The following is a 17,050-nucleotide window of genomic DNA, read 5'->3' as shown; positions in this document are numbered from 1 at the left end:
CAGTTGAATGACAGTAATATTTACTAAATGACAAACTGGAGCACACCATGCAGAGCACTGCGGACACGGTCCCACAACCCGGCATCGCCGCCATCCGGATCGTCATCGGCCTGCTGCAGGGCCTGCTTCTGTACCTGCTCTACCGCGCCGGCACCGACCTGGCCTGGCCGGCCACCGTGCCGCGCCTGTTCGTTCCGCTGCTGCTGGTCGCGGCGATCGCGCCGGTGGTGGCGATCAGCGGAATCGGCCAGCTGACGCGGCGCCAGCTGCTGGTGTGGACGGCAAGCGTCGCCGCGGTCGTTGCCGCCCTCGCCTTCTACGACGTCTGGCGCATGGAAGGGGCATGGCGCCTGCCGGAGGGACCGAAGCCGCGTGCCCGCGAACCGTCACCCCAGCTCTGTCTGTCGCTGGTCGCCGGCTTCTTCATCGCCCATGCCCTGGTGCTGGCCGGCGCGTTCGAAAAGCGCCGCATCGCCGGCTATACGGCCTACTTCGAGACCGCCTGGAAGCTCGGCGTGCAGCTGGCCTTCAGCGGCGTCTTCGTCGGCGCTACCTGGATCGTGCTGCACCTGGGCGCGGCCCTGTTCGTGCTGATCAAGCTCGACTTCCTGCGCCGGGCGATCGGCGAATCGTGGTTCGCGATTCCCGTCACCACCTTCGCCTTCGCCTGCGCGATGCACCTGACCGACCTGCGGCCCGCCATCGTGCAGGGCATCCGCAACCTGCTGCTGGTGCTGCTGTCCTGGATCCTGCCGGTGCTGGTGCTGCTGGTCGGCGGTTTTCTCGTCAGCCTGCCTTTCACCGGGCTCGAGCCGCTGTGGGCCACGCGCAGCGCGGCCGGGGTGCTGCTGAGCGCGGCGGCGGCATTCGTCATCCTGATCAACGCCGCCTGGCAGAACGGCGTGCCGGCGTCCGCGCGTCCGGTGGCGCTGGCGGCGCGCATCGCCGCGCTGCTGCTGGTGCCGGTGGTCCTGCTTGCGATCTATGCGCTGGCGCTGCGGGTGAACGAATACGGCTGGACCGACGAACGCGTGCTGGCCGCGGCCTGCATGCTGGTGGCTGCCTGTTATGCCGGCGGCTACGCGGCCGCCGCGGTGCGCCGCGGCTGGCTGCGCGGACTGGCCGGCGTCAACATCGCCGCCGCCTTCGTGGTGCTGGGCGTGTTGTTGGCGCTGCTCACGCCGCTGGCCGATCCAGCGCGCCTGGCGACGAACGACCAGCTCGCGCGCCTGGCGTCCGGCCGGGTCACGGCGGCGCAGTTCGACGTCGGCTACCTGCATTTCGACGGCGCCCGCTACGGCCCGGAGGCGTTGGCGCGGCTGGAAGCGGACGCCGCCCGGCCTGACGCATCCGAACTGCGCCGGCGGATCGCCGCCGTGCGCAAGCTGCAAAGCAAGTACCAGCTCGACCGGATCGGCGCCGCGCCGCAGCTGGCCGACAACCTGCGCGTCTGGCCCGCCGGCGCGCGCCTCCCCGACAGCTTCCTCAAGATGGATTGGCAGCTCGAGGCCAATGCCCCCTTCATGCCCGACTGCCTGGTGCGCGCAAAACAGCAGTGCGACGCGATGGTCATCGACCTCGACGGCGACGCGCAGGCCGAGGTGCTGCTGTTCGGCGAAGACACCGCCTGGAGCGTCGCCTTTGCGCATGCGGGGGAGCGCTGGCGCATCGTCGGGACCTATTCCGCCAGCCTGGCCTGCCCGGGATGGCGGCAGGCCATGCGCGATGGCGCGTTCCGCATCCTGCCACCCCTATGGAAGGACCTGGAAGTGGCGGGACGCCGCTTCCCCTTCCAGCCTCATGCGGATGCGGCCGATGGCTGCAAGACCGGCGCTGCGGCGAAGCCGGACGCGGCCGCCCCCTGAAACTTGCTATCCTTGGGCTCATCGGAAAGGGGGGCCCATGGCACTGCACATCGTTCACTTCATCGGACCGATCAACCACAATTCGGCGAGCGCGATCCGCAACAACTGCTTGCAGGCGCTGCAGAACGGCGCGACCGAAATCGCGCTGCACATGTCGAGCGAAGGCGGCAACATGACGGCCGGCTTCGCCCTCTACTTCTTCCTGAAGTCGCTCCCGATCCCCCTCACCACCCACAATATCGGCAGCGTGGAATCGGTGGCCGTCGTGATCTTCCTGGCCGGCCACAAGCGCTACGCCTGCCCCGGCACGCGCTTCCTGATCCACCCGCTGCACTGGGGCTTCGGCAGCCTGGTCGCGGCCGACCATTCGCGCGTGTCCGAATGGCGCGATTGCCTCGACTTCGACGCCGAGCGCTACGCCAGCATCTTCCTCGAAGCCACCACGGCCGCCGGCACGCCAACCGACATCCGCAACAACCTCACCGGCAACGCCCGCATCTTCGACGCCGACGAGGCTGCCAAAGCCGGCATTACCCACGGCGCACAGCAAGCCAAGCTGCCGGCCGCCGGTTCCACCTGCCACTGGTGGAATTGACAACCCTACTTGTCAGCTAAACAAGCAGCTGTTTCAACTAAACAACGCCGTAAAGACATTCACGGCTGAATTGTCACCAATTGTCATCTTTTTCTTGCTGGGAAAATTGCGCGCTGGATAGAATCATTTCCAGTGTTTCACGGTATGACGAGCTTGCTGCTTCCGTCAGCACCGCCTTCCCAGAGCAGCTTCCGCAACAGAAGACGTAACAAGAATGATGATGAATAAACGTGTGATTGCAACCCTGCTGGCGCTTCCGCTGGCAGTCTCGACCGCCTACGCCCAGGATGGCGGCGGTTTCCCGGCAGTGAAAGTCAGCGGTTTCGGCAGCGCAGCCGTGACCTATTCCGATAACGGCCACGCCGAATTCGCCCGCCCGAACCAGGCTTCCGGCTCCTCGCGCGACCTGCGCACCGGCATCGACTCGAACCTCGGCCTGCAGGCCGACATGCCGGTCAACAGCTGGCTGTCGCTGACCGCCCAGGGCCTGGTGCGCCGCGACGCCGAAGAAAGCTGGGGCGCCGAACTGAGCTGGGCTTTCGCCAAGGCCCGCCTGTCGGATGAAATCAGCCTGCGCGTCGGCCGCGTCGGCCTGCCGGTCTTCATGATTTCGGACTACCGCAACGTCGGCTACGCCAACACCCTGCTGCGCCCGCCGGCGGAAGTGTATTCGCAAGTCCCGTTCAACAGCGTCGACGGCCTTGATGTCACCTGGCAGCACAGCTTCGGCGACACCAGCGTGACCTCGCAGCTGGCGGTCGGCAGCGTGAAATCGCCGCTGGCCGGCGGCATCCACGCCAAGGGCAAGAAGATCGCCGCGTTGAACATCAGCGCCGAACACGGCCCCTTCACCGTGCGCGCCGGCCACGCCCGCGCCGACATCACCATCGACGACTCGGCCTCGCTGAACACCCTGGTTGCCGGCTTGCGCGCTGCGGGCGCCGGCTACCGCTTCGCCGCCCTGCCGACCCTCGCCAACGAGATCGAAGCCAACGGCAAGGGAGCGCATTTCAGCTCGCTCGGCCTGGCCATGGACTGGAACAACATCGTCGTCCAGAGCGAATTCGCCAAGCGCAAGACCAAGACCTACATCAACGACACCACCTCGTGGTACCTGATGGGCGGTTACCGCATAGGCAAGTTCCTGCCCTACGTCAGCCACGCCCGGCTGAAGGTCGACAGCGCCATCGTCAACACCGTGCCGGCAGCCTGCCCGGCCGGCTATCCGGCGGCCTGCACCCCGACCCTGCAGCAGCTCGGCGCCGGCGTGCGCCGCCTGCCGAACACCGGCGTGGGCCAGGGCGAGCAGTCGACCAACAGCTTCGGCTTCCGCTGGGACTTCGCCAGCTCGGTCGCCCTGAAGGTGCAACTCGACCGCGTCAAGCCGCGCAACGGCAACGGCCTGTTCCTCAACGTGCAGCCGGGCTTCAAGGATGCCGTGATGGTCGGCGCCCTGTCGCTCGACTTCGTGTTCTGAGGAGGCGCGCATGAACAAGCACATCGCAATCCTGATCGCCGCCGCCTCGTTCGCAGCCGCCGCGCCGGCCATGGCCGAAGTGGTGGTCGTGGTGAGCAGCAAGGCCGCCGAATCGTCGATGACGAAGGAGCAGGTCGCCCAGTTCTTCCTGGGTAAATCCTCGAGCATGACCCCGATCGACCAGGCGGATTCCAGCGCCATCCGCGCCGAGTTCTACAAGAAGGTGGCGGACAAGGACGCGGCCCAGGCCAAGGCCCTGTGGTCGAAGCTGGTCTTCACCGGCAAGGCCACCATGCCGAAGGAAGTCGCCGACAGCGCAGCAGTCAAAGCCGCCGTCGCCGCCAATCCGAAGGCGATCGGCTACATCGACAAGGGCGCCGTCGACGGCAGCGTCAAGGTCGTCTACACCGCGCAGTAAGCGCACGCAGCATCAATGAAGCACCCGCCGCAGGCATTGCACCTGCGGCGGTTTCTGCATTCTGGAGACATCAATGAGCATCAAGCGCAGGATCTGGGCACTGCCCGTCATTTCCGCCATTATTTTCGGCCTCGGCGCCGGCGCCAGCGCGATGATCGCGAAAGGCGCGCTGGACTCGATCACCACCACCGCGAGCGTCGACTACCCGGTGCTCGATGCCTCCAAGGCGCTGACGCTGGACGTCGCCGCCATCACCGACGGCCTGCAGGAAGCGGTGGCCGAAGGCGACAAGGATAAGGTAGGCCAGATGGGCGAGCAGGCGAACAAGCTGCGCGCCAAGCTGGAGAAATTCAAGCAGATCCCGGGCCAGCAGGACGTCGGTGCTCGCCTGGCCAAGGAATTCGACGCCTATTACGCGCCGGCCCAGTCGGCCGCGCGCATCATGCTCGAGATGGAGCAAGGCGACCCGCAGGCCGTGGTCGGGAAGATGCAGGCGGCCCTCGCCACCCTGAACGGCGACCTCGCCAAGATCAACGAAGCGGCCCAGCGCCAGTTCGCGGCCGGCGTCGACGCCTCGAAGAACAGCGTCAACAAGGTCTTGATCTCGATGCTGGTCACCGCGCTGGTGGTGATCGCCTGCCTGGCCCTGGTTTCGTGGTTCGTGGTGCGCACCATCTGGCAGCAGCTGGGCGGCGAGCCGGCCTATGCGCGCGAGATCGCGCAGGCGGTGGCCGGCGGCGACCTGTCGACCGAGATCCGCATCGAAGCCGGCGACCAATCGAGCCTGCTGGTGGCGCTGAAGGAAATGCGCGGCCGCCTGGCGACCCTGGTGGCCGAGATCAAGGCCTCGGCCGACACCATCGCCCTGGCCAGTTCGGAAATCGCGAGCGGCAACGCGGACCTGGCGCGCCGCACCGAATCCCAGGCCGCGAGCCTGGACCGCACCGCCCGCTCGATGGACGAACTGACCGGCGCCGTGCGCGAAAACGCCAGCGCCGCCAGCCAGGCCAACGCGCTGGTGGAAAACGCGACCAGTATCGCGACCCGCGGCGGCCAGGTGGTCGGCGGCGTGGTGAGCACCATGGGCGACATCAACAGCTCGGCCAACAAGATCGTCGAGATCATCTCCGTCATCGACGGCATCGCCTTCCAGACCAACATCCTGGCGCTGAACGCGGCGGTGGAAGCGGCGCGCGCCGGTGAACAGGGCCGCGGCTTCGCGGTCGTGGCGAGCGAGGTGCGCAACCTGGCGCAACGCTCGGCCAGCGCGGCCAAGGAGATCAAGGAACTGATCGGCGACTCGGTGGCCAAGGTCTCGGCCGGCAGCGCGCTGGTGGACGAAGCCGGCGTGACCATGGGGCAGATCGTGGAATCGGTGGGCAAGGTGCAGGCCATCATGGCCGAGATCAGCGCCGCCGGCGCGCGCCAGAGCGCGGGCATCGAGGATATCGGGCGCGCGATCGGGTCGATCGACGAGATGACGCAGCAGAATTCGGCGTTGGTGGAAGAGGCGTCGGCGGCGGCGGAGTCGCTCACCGAGCAGACTTCGCAGCTGACGGGGGCGTTATCGGTGTTCAAGCTGGAGGCGCAGGCGGTTGGCGGCGCCAAGCGGCTCGCGTTGCGTTAATGGTTTGCTACGAACTTGGGTCCCGGCCTTCGCCGGGACGACGGTTTTGAGGGCGGTGGCATAGGCACACCTTATCTCACGACGTTAGCTTAAAGACCGTCATCCCGGCGCAGGCCGCGATCCAAGTTCCCCCGCATCCCTCATCCGCATCCTTGCACCCCATCCAAGCTTGCCCTAGAATTAACACCCCGCAAGCTTCCCACGGTGACCCTTGGATACCGTCCCTTTATGGGTGCTGATCCTCGCACTCGCCCTCCTCATCCTGCTCTCCGCCTTCTTCGCGATGTCGGAAACGGCCCTGATGGCCGCCAACAAGTATCGACTGCGCCACCTGGCCGGGCGCGGGCACCGCGGCGCCATTACCGCGCTGTGGCTGCTGGAACGCACCGACCGCTTCCTCTCGCTGGTCCTGATCTCGAACATCCTCCTGAACGCCATGTGCGCCGCCCTGCTGACGGTGATCGCGATCCGCCTGTTCGGAGCCGAGGAAAGCGTGATCGCCGGCGCCGCGGCCGCGGTGGCGTTTTTGCTGATCGTGTTCGCCGAAGTCTCGCCCAAGATCATCGGCGCGACCTATGCCGAACCGGTGGCCGCCGCCACCAGCCTGCCGCTCAAGGGCCTGATGCGCATCGGCCGTCCCTTGATCTCGTTCGTGAACGTGTTCGTGCGCGCCGTGCTGTGGATGCTGCGCATCCGGACCGCGCCTGACGCCGCGCGCCAGCGCCTGTCGCAGGAAGAGCTGCGCTCGGTGGTGCTGGAAGGCGGCAGCTTCATGCCGCAAAAGCACCGCAGCATCCTGCTCAACCTGTTCGACCTGGAAGCGGTGACCGTCGGTGACGTCATGACCCCGCGCGCGCGCATCGAGGCGCTCGACCTGGACGACCCGCTCGACACCCTCCTCGACGGCCTGGCCGGCTGCGTGCACAACGCCCTGCCGGTGTATGAGGGCGAGATCAACCGGGTGATCGGCATCCTCCACGTGCGCAAGGCGGCGAGCCTGCTGCGCGCGCCCGGCGGCGCCAGCAAGGACAGCCTGCGCGCCCTGCTCGCCCCGCCCTACTTCATCCTCGAGGACACGCGCGCGCTCGACCAGCTGCAATACTTCCAGGAGGCGCGCGAGCGGCTCGGCGTGGTCGTCGACGAGTACGGCGAGGTGCAGGGCCTGCTCACGCTGGACGACATCATCGAGGAGATGATCGGCAACTTCACCACCCAGCAGGCCGGCGACGCGGCGCCGGATAGCCTGGCCTGGGATGCGGCCGGCGCATGCCTGCTCGACGGCGGCACCCCGCTGCGCGACATCAACAAGGCGCTCGGCCTGGCGCTGCCCCTGGAAGGCCCGCGCACCGTCAACGGCCTGCTGCTGGAAACGCTGCAGGAGATCCCGGACGCGCCGATCGCCCTCAAGATCGGCGGCTGCGTGATCGAGGTGCTGCTGGTCGAAGGCCAGGCCGTGAAGCGCGTCAAGCTGCTGCGGCCCGCCCCGTCAAGGCGTTTCCTTGTCGCCTGATTCACACTCATTGTCGCCCGTACCACAGCCCTTGATCGGCTGATATCGAATCCGCGCGTGCCATCCTGTCTACGTGGCGCGCACGCATCTCGCACGGTACGGAATCCTTTACAAATGTGATGCCCGTAGGCATCATCCAGTGATCCCAGACCAAGCCCGATCCCCCTTTTCTCCTACTTGCGCATATGGCAGCAGTCCTCCCCAACACGACCCAAGGCACGCCGATGGCGGGCCTGGCGCGCGCGCTGGTCCAGGCCAACCGCCTGAGCGCGGGACAGGCCGATGCGCTGCAAAAGAAGGCGACGCAGGATAAAAGCGCCTTCATCGACGCCCTGCTGGAGAGCGGCATCATCGATGCGAACGCCCTGGCCGCCTTCTGCGCCGAGACCTTCGGCTATCCGCTGCTCGACCTGTCCGCTTTTGCCCAGGAGGCGATGCCGGGCGCCGCCATCGACGCCAAGCTGATGCAGGCGCAGCGCGTCATCGCGCTGGCCAAGCGCGGCAACAAGATGTCGGTGGCTTTATCGGATCCGACGAATACCCAGGCCCTCGACCAGATCAAGTTCCAGAGCGAGGCGACGGTCGAGCCGGTGATCGTGGCCCACGACGCCCTGCTCAAACTCCTGGCGACCATCGCCAAGAGCGCCGAGGACAGCCTGAACGACCTGGCGGGCGAGGACGGCGACATCGAGTTCGCCGAGGAAGAGACCCAGGCCGCGCCGCCGCCGGATGCGGCCAACGACGTCGAGGACGCGCCGATCGTGCGCTTCCTGAACAAGATCCTGATGGACGCCATGCAGCTGGGCGCCTCCGACATCCACTTCGAGCCCTACGAGAAGTACTACCGCATCCGCATGCGCGTGGACGGCGTGCTGCGCGACCACGCCAATCCGCCGATCGGCATCCGCGACAAGCTGGTCTCGCGCATCAAGGTGCTGGCCAAGCTCGACATCTCGGAAAAGCGCGTGCCGCAGGACGGCCGCATGCGCCTGGTGATGGGCCCGACCAGGACCGTCGACTTCCGCGTGAGCACCCTCCCGACCCTGTTCGGCGAGAAGACCGTCATGCGTATCCTGGACGCGACCCAGGCGCAGATGGGCATCGACGCGCTCGGCTACGACCCGGACCAGAAAGCCCTGCTGCTGGACGCGATCTCGCGCCCCTACGGCATGGTGCTGGTCACCGGCCCCACGGGCTCCGGTAAAACGGTGTCGCTGTACACCTGCCTGAACGTGCTGAACAAACCGGGCATCAACATTTCGACCGCGGAAGACCCGGCCGAGATCAACCTGCCCGGCGTGAACCAGGTGAACGTCAACGACAAGGCGGGCCTCACGTTCCCGGTGGCGCTGAAGTCCTTCCTGCGCCAGGATCCGGACATCATCATGGTCGGCGAGATCCGCGACCTGGAAACCGCCGACATCGCGATCAAGGCCGCCCAGACCGGCCACATGGTGTTCTCGACCCTGCACACCAACGACGCGCCCTCGACCCTGACGCGCCTGATGAACATGGGCGTGGCGCCATTCAACATCGCCTCGTCCGTCATCCTGATCACCGCCCAGCGCCTGGCGCGCCGCCTGTGCAGCTGCAAGCAGCCGCTCGAGACCTCGCGCGACGTGCTGCTGGCGGCCGGCTACCGCGAAGGCGACCTGGGAGACGACTGGAAGCCCTACGGCCCCGTGGGATGCGACCGCTGCCTCGGTTCCGGCTACAAGGGCCGCGTCGGCATCTACCAGCTGATGCCGATCACCCCGGCGATCGAGGCCCTGATCCTCGCGCACGGCAACGCGATGCAGATCGCCGCCCAGGCCGAGAAGGACGGCGTGAACTCGCTGCGCCGCTCCGGCCTCATGAAAGTCAAGCAGGGACTCACCAGCCTCGAAGAAGTCCTCGGCTGCACCAACGAATAGGAAGCGAACGACACGATATGGCAAGCCTCCTCACGAAAAGCCAGGGCAACGCCCAGGTCAAGGAAAAGGTCTATGCCTGGGAAGGCAAGGACCGCACCGGCAAGACCGTGCGCGGCGAACTGCGCGCCGGCGGCGAGGCGATCGTCAACGTCACGCTGCGCCGCCAGGGCATCCTGGTCACCAAGGTCAAGAAGAAGGCCTACCGCAGCGGCAAGAAGATCACCGACAAGGACCTGACCCTGTTCACGCGCCAGCTGGCCACCATGATGAAGGCCGGCGTGCCGCTGCTGCAGGCCTTCGACATCGTCGGCAAGGGCCACGCGAATCCGTCCATGTCGAAGCTGATCATGGACCTGCGCAACGACGTCGAGACCGGCACGAGCCTGAACAACGCCTTCCGCAAGTACCCGCTGTATTTCGATCCGCTGTTCTGCAACCTGGTGGGCGCGGGCGAACAGGCCGGTATCCTGGAAGACCTGCTGACGCGCCTGGCGATCTACAAGGAGAAGACCCTGGCGATCAAGGCCAAGATCAAGTCGGCGCTGATGTACCCGATCTCGATCCTGGCGATCGCCTTCGTGGTCACGGCCGTGATCATGATCTGGGTGGTTCCGGCCTTTAAAGAAGTGTTCAAGACCTTCGGCGCCGACCTGCCGGCGCCGACGCTGATCGTGATGGCGATCTCGGAATTCTTCGTTGCCTACTGGTGGCTGATCTTCGGTTCGCTGTTCGGTGCGCTCTACTTCTTCTTCCAGTCCTGGAAACGCTCGGTCAAGATGCAACAGTCGATGGACCGCCTGCTGCTGCGCCTGCCGATCTTCGGCGCGGTGATCCGCAAGGCCACCATCGCACGCTGGACCCGCACCCTGTCGACCATGTTCGCGGCCGGCGTGCCGCTGGTCGAAGCCCTCGACTCGGTCGGCGGCGCCTCGGGCAACTTCGTCTACATGGAAGCGACGCGCAAGATCCAGCTTGAAGTCAGCACGGGTACCAGCCTGACCTTGTCGATGCAGAACGTGAACGTGTTCCCGAACATGGTGATCCAGATGGTGCAGATCGGGGAGGAATCCGGGTCGCTGGATGCCATGCTGGGCAAGGTGGCGGATTTCTTCGAGGATGAGGTCGACGAGGCGGTGGCGGCCTTGTCGTCGCTGATGGAACCGCTTATCATGGTGGTGCTGGGGGTGTTGATTGGTGGCCTGGTGATTGCGATGTATATGCCGATCTTCAAGCTGGGTTCGGTGGTTTGATTTCCTGCTGACCTGACAGCACCCGCACGGCGGCGCGGCCATCTGGCCCGCCGCCGTTTTCAATTTCCCATCCATACCGAACGCCGCCATCTGCCTGCCGGCGCCAGCGTGCTTCGCGGGCTTCCGCCCACCCTGCGCCCCACGACGATCCAGTCAGATCAGCATGGCTGGCGTGCACAGGGGCCCTGCATAGTCGGCAGGAAGGTTTTCCACCACAATCCCCGGCTGCACGCGCGCGACGGCGGCCACCACGGCCAAATAAACCGCATTGTCGATCGCGGCGGATTCGCTCCACCACGACGTGCTGGTGAAGGGCACGACGCGCGCGTCGTCGTTGGCCTCTGGAGCGAGGGTAGAGGCAGATGGACATGTTCTGGAAGCCGGTGCCGGTGTAGCGGATCGTGCGCACCTGGGATGCGTCAAAGCTCTGCCAGCGGAACATGGTCGCGGTGCTCTTTACGCGGATCGTGCTGCCGTCGATGTGGACCCGCTGGTAGCTCATGAAGCACAACATGACGAACGCGAACAGGGTGCCGATGCCGCTGAGCATCAAGGTCCACCCGAGCGTGGGCTTGGGGTCCCGCAGCCAGGGCGCCGTCGGGCCGGCGGGAAACAAAATCGAGATCAGCACCAGCGCCAGGCACACGAGGACGGTCGTCAGGATCAGTTGCCGCGCCGTCGGCCGGTGCGCCGAAAAGCACGTGCCCGGCGGCTTGAGGTTGGCGCGCCCTTTGCCACGCGCCCTCATGGCCAGCTTCGAACACGATGCCGGGTCCGTTGCAGATGCAGCACAAGGCAGGATAACGAACCCGCCCCGTTACCGATAAAACATCGTGATTCTCAACGATTGCATGAATGGCGCTGCGACTTACCAGACGATCCTTATATTGCACGACATCGGCCAGCACCATGGCGTCACCATAATCCCCTGTGGAAAAAGCGAAGATTGCACAAGCGTCCTGCCGTCGAACACGCGACAAAGAAAGATGCGTTATATGGCTTTTGAAAGAGTTGTTGGGAAGTCTGGGTATAGCAGCTTATAAACAAATCCTTCAACATATCCAAAATTAGCCTCGGTGATAAATCTACTTGGACTCTTTCAGGCCATAGTCCCATGACCCTTTTGCCACTTTCGCCGTTAAAGGAACAGAAACCTTATTAGCCCACATCGTTGTACGATCAGCAGTTAACTTCGTCAAAGATATAAGTTTGTCTCGGTGGGCAGGAGTTGTTAACGTAATGTTATATTTGACAGTCGTAACCCACGTAACTCCCGAAAGACTCTCATAGAATATATTGATCTTTAAAGAAACAGGGATGGCACTAGGAGCCGAATTAGAGCCATTGGTTTTTGTTTCGGCCTCATCTTCTAGGGCTCCCAGAACTGTCTTAAAAGCATCAGCTTTAAGAGTTCCTCTGACTATTTCATGGACATCAAATTCTGCAACTAGAGGGCTTTCAAGGGATACCTCATCAATTTGAAATTTTTTACCAGCGTACTCGAGTTCCGCCGAAATATTGACATTAATAGCAACTTCACCGACGTTCTTGAATACTAGAGGTACTAACACATCAATGTTTTGCTCAGTTCCCAAATTAGGGTCCTGAAGTGTTATCCCGTCCTCTCCTAAATTTGAAATTACAAACGGCTTTAGCTCCGATTTCCGTGCCTTAGACTCGACGTGAACAGTGAAAGCGACTGCAAAAAGACCTAATGCGGAAAATAGCGAGGTTACTGCTCCAAAAAGGTCACCAGTTGCACCATAACTGCCAAGTACATTGACACACTCTGGTGTTGGTCTGCCGTCTGGCAAACTAACTTGGCACTCCACAGCCGACGTAATCAACAATGAAGAAACTTTTGGAACCCAAAATATTGCAGAGAACCAAACAACAACGATTGCTAAAAAACATCCCCAGAGAAACTTGGTATTATTTTCATTGACGGGACTAGACTTGGTCAATTTCATTAAATTTCTCCACTCTGAAGGACATTGATTAGGAAAGCTTCCACTCGTTCGTATGTTCCCAAATCAAGTCCTTGAGATGACAGAGCAAGCTGACTTACTTTTGGATCGCTAGCAAGGATTTGCCGACCAATTTTTTTATCGCCTTCGTCACTAAGCATTATAATTTGTGAAATCTTATCCACGGATCTAATTCTACGAATAACTCCGTCCGAGGAGATTGAACGGAATGCAATTCTTTGGCTAGACTGCAAAGGCTTATTTGTCAAAGGATCTAATGCGCCGCCTTTATAAATAAGTGCCAACAGACCCTTATTTAACAATCCATTTGCGCCAGCCGGCTTAGCGAGAATTTCACGAGCTTTATCCTCACCAATTTGAACTTTCTCGACAGTAAATGCCCCAGTCCTCAATATATCCCAATGAGCTACAATTTTCGTATTTGCCGCCTGTGCATAATGTTGTTCAATCAAAGAATTTCGCCACCATGCTTCAGTTGCATCATAACGATGAAACTTGATTAGCCCAGCAAGCCCATGTATCATCGCCCAGTTCGGAAGCAATTCCGGAGATATAACTCCGAAATTTAATTTCGCAAATTGAAGAGTTTCTGCCATTAACGAGACGCCGTCACGCCAATATGTACTGATATTTTCTTTGCTTAATGCAAGCAGATCTCCTTGACGTACACCCCTCGAAAATTTTTTGCCTTCACTAATTCTTATTATTAACGAAACAAGCTTTAGAAGCTCTAACTTATGCTTCTCATCTGGATCGAAATCTCCCAAGATACGAAATTCTTCCCTTGCCTTTTCCCATTCTTCCTTTAAATTAAACCCATGTGGATAAAGCTTTGCGACTAATAGCTCGAATGCATCCAGATCGACGCCTTTCCTATTAATTGTCTCAAAAATCCTAGCCAAAGCTTCCAGGTCAATATCTTGCTCCAGGACAATTGCAAAAACATCGTAAACTTTACTTTGTAATCCGCCCAACCTGGTCTGACGCAAGTGAATAACCTGCGACGTATCGATATTTTCAGGAACAAATCTCATCCACTCATAGAATTTCGATATCTCCCACAAGTCAGTTACAAGCGCAACCATCCCTTTAGCGCGACTTTTTACATCAGGATATTGCCTTTCGAACTTTGATCTTCGCTCCCACGAAAATACCTCATCACTTCCATTCAGGAGCTCCTGAAAATCCACAAAATAACAAAAATCGGAAACATCAGCAATCGCATGAAATAAAGCCGTTACACGCTGTTGCCCGTCCAAAATATACAAGTCCAAGTCGCTTACCGATAGCTCTGGACCACTATTGATGGGGCGAAAGGCAAACGGCTGAGGGCCAGATAATAGAAGGAGAGAGCCAATCGGCCACTGTCGAGAAATGCTGTCTAAAAGATCTACTACTTCTTTCGGCTCCCATACGAAGTCTCGTTGAAAGTCAGGTAACGCCAATTTACCGCTACGAACTCGTTGAACTAAACTATCAATCGAATACTTAGATTGTTGAAAATCCATGACACCCCCTTTAGCTTTCATTATTGCATGAATCTTCGTGATGTGCGCATCTAGATGACACATTATGCCTAACGAATAATCTCAAAGCTTAGCACTAGCTAAGTACTAAATTATAAAAATATATAGGTAATTCCGGTTAATTCGCAATGGGTCACGAATCCGACAATATGAACAAAATTTTGGTGATTAATTTCTATATTAGGATACTACCGACAAGACCAACTTATATTCTCAACCAAAATAAGAGGGCGACGACATTACCACTTATATTAGCTGGATATTGTTGAACTTAATTTTCCATTTCAATGTCGACCAAAATTGGAGCTTTCAAGTATTGCCCTTGCATTCAAGATAGGTAATTACATTCCCGTTAAAATACCGATCCCGCATTATTTAGGATGCGGCGCACCGCGGGATGATGCTCGCGCCGCTCGACCGACACGGCATAGAAATGCTCGACGATGGCGTCGATGGTGCCGATCGCCACCAGGCCGTCCTCCTCGTGCACGACGTCGGCCAGCACGGTCGGCGCCACCATGAAGCCGGTGCCGGCGCAGGCAAAGGATTTCAGCAAGGCGCCATCGTCGAATTCGCCGACGATGATCGGTCGCAGCGCGTGGGTCTCGAACCAGCTGTTCAGCTGGCTGTGCACGGCGGCGTCCTGGCCCGGCAACAGGACCGGGGCGCCCGCCAGGCGTTGCGGGAAGTCGCCCGGCCAGGCTTCGCACAGCTCCGGGTGGCCCATCACGGTGAGCGTGCTGGAGCCGAGCAGGCGGGTGTGGCCACGCACCGCGCCGCCGGTCGGCAGGCCCTGGTCGGCGATGACGAGATCGAGCCGGTGGGCGGCGAGCTCGACCACCAGGTCATCGAAGCGGCCTTCCTTGCAGATCAGGCGCATCGCCAGGCCCGCTTCACGCGCTGGCTGCAGCAGGCGGAAGGCCATGGTCTTGGCGATCACGTCGGTGATGCCGACGCGCAGGGTTTCCGGTTCTGTGAAACCGCCGCGGCGCACCGCCTGTTCCAGCTCGTTACCCAGGTCAAAGATCTGCTCGGCATAGCGCAGCACCGTCTTGCCCGCCTCGGTCAGCTCCAGCACCCTGCCCTTCTTCTGGAACAGTGCCTCGCCCAACTGATCTTCCAGCACCTGCAACTGCATGCTGATCGCCTGCGCCGTCACGTGCAATTGCTCGGCGGCGCGCGCCACCGTGCCGAGCGAGGCGACCGCGTGAAAGTAATGCAGGTGCTTGTAATTGATCATCCGGCCGATCCTCAACAAAAACTGATGAATAGCGAAAGATTAATCGATTTTACTTTGCAATAGTGCGCTCCTATAGTGACTTCACATTCATTTTTTGTCGAGGTCAACCATGCACACCTACACCGCCAACAGTCCCGAAGCCATCAGCCGCATCCTGGCGCTGGCCATGATCGTGGACGGCCACCTGAGCCCGTCCGAGCTGCACGCCATGCAGCGCGCCACCTTCCTGGAGCAGGTCAAGGTCGATGACGACACCTTCGACCGCACCCTGCGCGAGCTGTGCGAAGACCTGCTGGACGCCGCCGCCAACCGCCGCGCCGGCATGGTCGAGATCGACCCGGTCCTGCTGGACGGCCTGCTGCAGGACATCCGCGACCCGCTGCTGCAGATCTGCCTGTGGAAGACCATGGTCGACATCGTCCAGGCCGACGGCCACCTCGACGGCCGCGAAACCACCCTGGTGCGCCGCGCGGCCCGCGCCTGGTTCGGCCAGGACCGGGCCGAGGATGCTTTCACCACCGCGGCTCTCGCAAGCTGAGGCCGCAACCTCTACGGATAAATGGAGCCCATCATGGACATGCTTACAACACTCTGGTTGGGAACCCCCGCCTGGTCCTGGCTGGTGTTTCTCACGATCGTCGTGGTCCTGCTCGCCTTCGACCTCGGCGTCCTGAACAAGAAGGATCACATCATCGGGGTCAAGGAAAGCCTCAAGTTGTCTGCGCTCTACCTGACCGCGGGCCTGCTGTTCGGCCTCTGGGTCTGGCATGAGTTCGGCGGCGAAAAAGGGATGCAGTTCTATACCGGCTTCCTGATCGAGAAGAGCCTGTCGCTAGACAATATCTTCGTGATCTCGCTGATCTTCGCGACCCTGGCCATCCCGCCGCTCTATCAGCACCGGGTGCTGTTCTGGGGCATCATGGGCGTGATCGTGACGCGCGGCATCATGATCGGCGCCGGCTCGGCCCTGGTCGAAAACTACTACTGGACCCTGTACCTGTTCGGCGCCTTCCTGGTCTTCACCGGCATCAAGATGTTTTTCGTGGATACCAGCAGCGACGACATTCGCGAGAGCAAGGTGCTGTCCTGGCTGAAGCGCCACCTGCGCATCACGCCGGAGCTGCACGGGAATCATTTCCTGGTGCGCCAGCCGGACCCGGCGGTGCCGGGCAAGACCGTGCTGTGGGCGACGCCGCTGTTCCTGGCGCTGTGCATGGTCGAGATCACGGACGTGGTGTTCGCGGTGGACAGCGTGCCGGCGATCTTTGCGATCACCAGCGATCCGTTCATCGTGTACACCTCGAACATCTTCGCTGTGCTGGGCCTGCGTGCGCTGTACTTCGCGCTGGCGGCGATGGTGGAGCGCTTCCACTACCTGAAGTATTCGCTGGCGGCGGTGCTGGTGTTTATCGGGTCGAAGATCTTCCTGGGTGACTTCGTGTTCGGCGGGAAGGTGCCGGCGGGCTTGTCGCTGGCGATCACGGGGGTGCTGATTGCGTCGGGCGTGCTGTATTCGCTGTGGAAGACGCGCAATGATCCGCCGCATGTAGCGTAGGGCGGGTGGGGAATTCAGTCAGGTGGACTGGATTCCCCCTCAACTCGTTCAAATCACGGCGATGGACGGCTCGGCGGCTCGACACC

Annotated in this window: 14 protein-coding genes; 10 read left to right on the top strand and 4 right to left on the bottom strand. The window is 61.4% G+C overall.

The features are described 5' to 3' along the window. Positions 1 to 47: 47 nt before the first annotated feature. From LQ564_RS13440 to LQ564_RS13405, 8 genes are all read left to right on the top strand, one after another. Positions 48 to 1,865 carry a DUF4153 domain-containing protein gene (locus tag LQ564_RS13440; protein ID WP_231058614.1) on the top strand — a complete coding sequence of 606 codons (1,818 nt, stop codon included), beginning with the start codon at positions 48 to 50 and terminating at the stop codon, positions 1,863 to 1,865. A gap of 37 nt (positions 1,866 to 1,902) precedes the next feature. Then, entirely contained in the window at positions 1,903 to 2,460 is a 558-nt protein-coding gene (locus LQ564_RS13435; RefSeq protein WP_231058613.1) for an ATP-dependent Clp protease proteolytic subunit, read from the top strand. A 214-nt stretch (positions 2,461 to 2,674) separates the two neighbouring features. Further along, complete coding sequence (locus tag LQ564_RS13430; RefSeq protein ID WP_231058612.1) at positions 2,675 to 3,937, top strand: hypothetical protein; 1,263 nt, start codon at positions 2,675 to 2,677, stop codon at positions 3,935 to 3,937. A 10-nt stretch (positions 3,938 to 3,947) separates the two neighbouring features. After that, positions 3,948 to 4,355 (top strand): hypothetical protein, encoded by a 408-nt coding sequence (locus tag LQ564_RS13425; RefSeq protein ID WP_231058611.1) that lies wholly within the window; start codon positions 3,948 to 3,950, stop codon positions 4,353 to 4,355. A 73-nt stretch (positions 4,356 to 4,428) separates the two neighbouring features. Further along, positions 4,429 to 5,982, top strand: a complete 1,554-nt coding sequence (locus tag LQ564_RS13420; protein ID WP_231058610.1) for a methyl-accepting chemotaxis protein — start codon at positions 4,429 to 4,431, stop codon at positions 5,980 to 5,982. Positions 5,983 to 6,193: 211 nt separating this feature from the next. After that, positions 6,194 to 7,492 carry an HlyC/CorC family transporter gene (locus tag LQ564_RS13415; RefSeq protein WP_231058609.1) on the top strand — a complete coding sequence of 433 codons (1,299 nt, stop codon included), beginning with the start codon at positions 6,194 to 6,196 and terminating at the stop codon, positions 7,490 to 7,492. 185 nt (positions 7,493 to 7,677) lie between these two features. After that, complete coding sequence (gene pilB, locus LQ564_RS13410) at positions 7,678 to 9,405, top strand: type IV-A pilus assembly ATPase PilB (protein WP_231058608.1); 1,728 nt, start codon at positions 7,678 to 7,680, stop codon at positions 9,403 to 9,405. A 17-nt stretch (positions 9,406 to 9,422) separates the two neighbouring features. Next, a complete protein-coding gene (locus LQ564_RS13405) occupies positions 9,423 to 10,655 on the top strand; it encodes a type II secretion system F family protein (protein ID WP_231058607.1) in 1,233 nt (410 codons plus the stop codon). On the opposite strand, the gene LQ564_RS13400 is transcribed toward LQ564_RS13405, so the two are convergent. From LQ564_RS13400 to LQ564_RS13385, 4 genes are all read right to left on the bottom strand, one after another. Next, positions 10,633 to 11,403, bottom strand: a complete 771-nt coding sequence (locus LQ564_RS13400; protein WP_231058606.1) for a hypothetical protein — start codon at positions 11,401 to 11,403, stop codon at positions 10,633 to 10,635. The two genes, LQ564_RS13405 and LQ564_RS13400, sit on opposite strands and share 23 nt — an antisense overlap. 337 nt (positions 11,404 to 11,740) lie before the next feature. Beyond that, the gene (locus LQ564_RS13395) at positions 11,741 to 12,625 is read right to left on the bottom strand and encodes a hypothetical protein (RefSeq protein ID WP_231058605.1); all 885 of its coding nucleotides are present in this window, start codon (positions 12,623 to 12,625) and stop codon (positions 11,741 to 11,743) included. Further along, on the bottom strand, positions 12,625 to 14,151 hold the full coding sequence (locus tag LQ564_RS13390) for a DUF262 domain-containing protein (RefSeq protein WP_231058604.1): 1,527 nt from the start codon (positions 14,149 to 14,151) through the stop codon (positions 12,625 to 12,627). The genes LQ564_RS13395 and LQ564_RS13390 overlap by 1 nt, the downstream gene beginning before the upstream one ends. 370 nt (positions 14,152 to 14,521) lie before the next feature. Further along, the gene (locus tag LQ564_RS13385) at positions 14,522 to 15,409 is read right to left on the bottom strand and encodes a LysR family transcriptional regulator (protein WP_231058603.1); all 888 of its coding nucleotides are present in this window, start codon (positions 15,407 to 15,409) and stop codon (positions 14,522 to 14,524) included. Positions 15,410 to 15,518: 109 nt separating this feature from the next. Here LQ564_RS13385 and LQ564_RS13380 point away from each other — a divergent pair, with 109 nt between their 5' ends. Both LQ564_RS13380 and LQ564_RS13375 read left to right on the top strand, forming a co-directional pair. Continuing rightward, on the top strand, positions 15,519 to 15,947 hold the full coding sequence (locus tag LQ564_RS13380; RefSeq protein ID WP_231058602.1) for a tellurite resistance TerB family protein: 429 nt from the start codon (positions 15,519 to 15,521) through the stop codon (positions 15,945 to 15,947). A gap of 33 nt (positions 15,948 to 15,980) precedes the next feature. Further along, a complete protein-coding gene (locus LQ564_RS13375; protein ID WP_231058601.1) occupies positions 15,981 to 16,964 on the top strand; it encodes a TerC family protein in 984 nt (327 codons plus the stop codon). Positions 16,965 to 17,050 lie beyond the last annotated feature (86 nt).

This window comes from Massilia phyllostachyos (assembly GCF_021044825.1).
Classification (GTDB): Bacteria; Pseudomonadota; Gammaproteobacteria; order Burkholderiales; family Burkholderiaceae_D; genus Telluria; species Telluria phyllostachyos.
The sequence above is the reverse complement of the archived record's forward strand: the minus strand, read 5'-3'. Positions and strand labels throughout refer to the sequence as shown.